Origin of the sequence: Corallococcus sp. CA053C, from assembly GCF_003611675.1 — a bacterium.
GTDB lineage: Bacteria > Myxococcota > Myxococcia > Myxococcales > Myxococcaceae > Corallococcus.
This window is the reverse complement of the sequence record NZ_RAWA01000655.1, coordinates 1-3,127: the sequence shown is the minus strand read 5'-3', so window position 1 is coordinate 3,127 and position 3,127 is coordinate 1. Positions and strand designations below refer to the sequence as shown.

2 protein-coding genes are annotated in these 3,127 nt (G+C 69.3%); one reads left to right on the top strand and one right to left on the bottom strand.

Features of this window, described 5'->3' with window-relative positions; genetic code table 11:
• Positions 1-14: 14 nt before the first annotated feature.
• Positions 15-1,157 (bottom strand): RNA polymerase sigma factor RpoD/SigA, encoded by a 1,143-nt coding sequence (locus tag D7V97_RS41665; RefSeq protein WP_120616081.1) that lies wholly within the window; start codon positions 1,155-1,157, stop codon positions 15-17.
• A gap of 68 nt (positions 1,158-1,225) precedes the next feature.
• Between D7V97_RS41665 and D7V97_RS41660 the strand changes: the two genes are divergently transcribed.
• A partial coding sequence (locus tag D7V97_RS41660) for a DEAD/DEAH box helicase (RefSeq protein WP_120616080.1) occupies positions 1,226-3,127 on the top strand: 1,902 nt, incomplete at its 3' end.

Sequence of the window (3,127 nt, the reverse complement as noted above, 5' to 3'; positions counted from 1 at the left end):
TATAAGAGACAGGGTCAGCCCTTGGGCACCGCCACCATGTCGAAGTCCGGGATGCGCTCGCGCATGAACTCGCGCATCCGGTTGATGAGGGCCGCTTCAATCTGCCGGGCGCGCTCGCGGCTGACGCCGTACTTGTCGCCGATGTCCTGGAGCGTCAGCGGCTCGTCCGCGGTGAGGCGGTTCTCGAAGATGTAGCGCTCCTTGCCCTCCAGCGTCTGGGCGAAGGCGGCCAGGTTCTCCCGGAAGAGGGCCTTGAGCTGCTCGGAGCCCAGGCGCTCGTCGGCGGGCACCGCGTTGGAGGGCAGGTAGCGGTCCGCGCGGGTGGTGCGCGAGTCCTCGTCGTTGCCCAGCGGCGCGTCGATGGACAGCTCGTCGTGCCCCAGCCGCTGGTCCATCTCCACCACGTCCTGCTCGGTGACGTTGAGGCGCTCGGCCAGGAGGCGCGGGCTGGCCTCGAACCCCTGGGAGACGAGCTTCTCCTGCTCCTGGCGCAGCTTGAAGAAGAGCTTCCGCTGGGCCTCGGTGGTCCCCAGCTTCACCATCTTCCAGTTGTCCATGATGTAACGGAGGATGTACGCGCGGATCCACCAGGCGGCGTAGCTGCTGAGCTTCACGCCCCGGTCCGGGTCGTACTTCTTCACCGCCTGCATCAGCCCGATGTTGCCCTCCTGCACCAGGTCCAGCAGCGACAGCGGGTTGCGGTGGTACTCGTGCGCCAGCTTCACCACCAGTCGCAGGTTGGAGGCCACCAGCCGGTAGGCCGCCCGCACGTCCCCCGTGGACTGGTACTCCTTGGCCAGCCGGTGCTCCTCCTCGCGGGTGAGCAGCGGGTGGCGCGTCACCTCGGCCATGTAGGCCTGGAGGGGGTCGCGGTTGGTCAGCGCGGGCGCGTTCTGGGCGCGCACCAGGGCCGCGGCCTCCGCCTTCGTCGGGGTCCGCACAGGGGCGAGCGGCGCGGGTTCCTCGATTTCCGCTTCCACCTCGTCCAGTTCCGCCAGGTCCGGCTCCAGGGTGTCCGGGTCGGACGCCAGCGCCTCGCCCTCCTCGGCCTCCCCCCCGGCTTCTTCGAGGGGGGCCTTCGGGCGGGCAGGCGCCGCGGGTCGCTTCGCGCGGGCCTTGGGGGCCGGGCTATTGGTTCTCTTCCTCCCATTCGCCATGCGCGCTCCATACCCCAAAGTGCCGCGATTGTTGCCAGAGGGTAATGCAGGGGCTATGCCCATGCCCGATGAGCGACATCCAAGAGCCCACGCCGGGAGCCCCGGCGCCTGACGAAGCCACGACGCGTCCCGGCGAGTACATCGCGGACATCAGCTTCGAAGACATGAACCTCTCCGAGCCCCTCCGCCGCGCGCTGGCGGATCGCGGCTACACGAATCCCACCCCTGTCCAGGCCAAGGCCTTCGGCCCCGCGATGGCGGGCAAGGACCTGATCGTCCGCAGCAAGACGGGCACGGGCAAGACGGCCGCCTTCGGCCTGCCCCTGCTGGAGAAGATCTCCCCCGATGAGAAGCGCGTGCGCGCCCTCATCCTCTGCCCCACGCGCGAACTGGCGCTCCAGGTGGCGGAGGAGCTCACCACGCTCGCCAAGTACAAGGGCGTGAAGGTGGCGGCCATCTACGGCGGCGCCTCCATGAAGCAGCAGGAGGATGCGCTCGAAGAGGGCACGCCCATCATCGTGGGCACCCCGGGCCGCGTCTTCGACCACATCAACCGCGGCAACCTGAAGCTGGACGGCTGCGACCACGCCATCCTCGACGAAGCCGACGAGATGCTGAACCAGGGCTTCTACGAGGAGGTCACGCGCATCCTCGACCGTCTTCCGAAGACGCGCCAGGTGCTGCTCTTCAGCGCCACCGTCCCCACGGACATCCAGAACCTCATCGCGCGCTACACGACGAACGCGGAGACGCTGCTGCTGTCCGGCGACGTCTTCACGGTGGAGCACATCCACCACATCCGCTACGACGTGTCGGATCAGTTCCCCAAGCCGCGCAACCTCATCTACATCCTTGAGAAGGAGGAGCCCTCCAACGCCATCATCTTCTGCAACACGCGGGATGACACGGCGCTGGTGACCGCGGTGCTCAACCGCAACGGCTTCGACGCGGAGCTGCTCAACGGAGACCTGCCGCAGAAGGAGCGCGAGCGGGTGATGGGCAAGGTGAAGCGCGGCGAGGTGGCCTTCATGGTCGCCACGGACATCGCGGCGCGCGGCATCGACATCTCCGGGCTGGAGTACGTCATCAACTACTCCCTGCCGGAAGACCCCGCCGTGTACCTGCACCGCGTGGGCCGCACGGGCCGCATCGGCAACAAGGGCACCGCCATCAACCTCTTCTCCGGGCGCGAGCTGGCGACCTTCTCCGTGCTGGAGAAGAAGTACGGCATCAAGTTCGAGATGCGCGAGATGCCGGCCCCGGAAGAGGCCATGCACCTGTGGACCGAGCGCCACGTGCGGGAGATCCGCGAGGCCACCGGTTCCAGCATCTTCGAGGGCTTCCTGCCCCTGGCGTCGCAGCTGAAGACGCGCAGCGACGCGGACGACCTCATCGCCTTCCTCATCAAGTACTTCTTCAGCCACCTGCGCATGGAGAAGGCACAGGCCGCCGGGGAGACGGAGAAGCGCGAGCCGGTGGAGCAGAGGAAGCCCCTGGAGCGCCGGGGCAAGGACCGCGAGCGCGAGCGCGAGCGTCCCCCCCGCCGCGAGGACCGGGGCGAGCGCACGGAGCGCACCGAGCGTCCCGCCGCCCCGCGCGCGGAGCACCCGGACCGCGAGCGCCGTCCGCGCCGCGACGAGCCCCGCCGCGAGGACCGGGGCGGCATCCGCTCCGCCGCGCCCGCCACGCTGGAGGCCGGCCCGGGCGAGGTGAAGCTCTGGGTGAACCTGGGCACCGCGGATGGCCTGGGGCCGGGCAGCATCGCCACGGCGATGGAGGACGCGGGCGCGCCGGTGGGCAAGATGGTGCGCGCGGAGCTGCGCCCCACGTTCGCCTACGTGTTCGTCGCGGAGGCCGACTCGCCGGGCTTCGAGGCCCTCAACGGCAAGCAGCACGGCAGCAAGACGCTGCGCGTGGAGAAGAGCAAGCCGCGCAGCGAGCGCGACACCACCAGCACCCGCCCCTGTCTC

Excerpts from the sequence above, each read along its gene's own strand:
- D7V97_RS41665 (WP_120616081.1), bottom strand. The coding sequence starts at position 1,157 with ATGGCGAATGGGAGGAAGAGAACCAATAGCCCGGCCCCCAAGGCCCGC.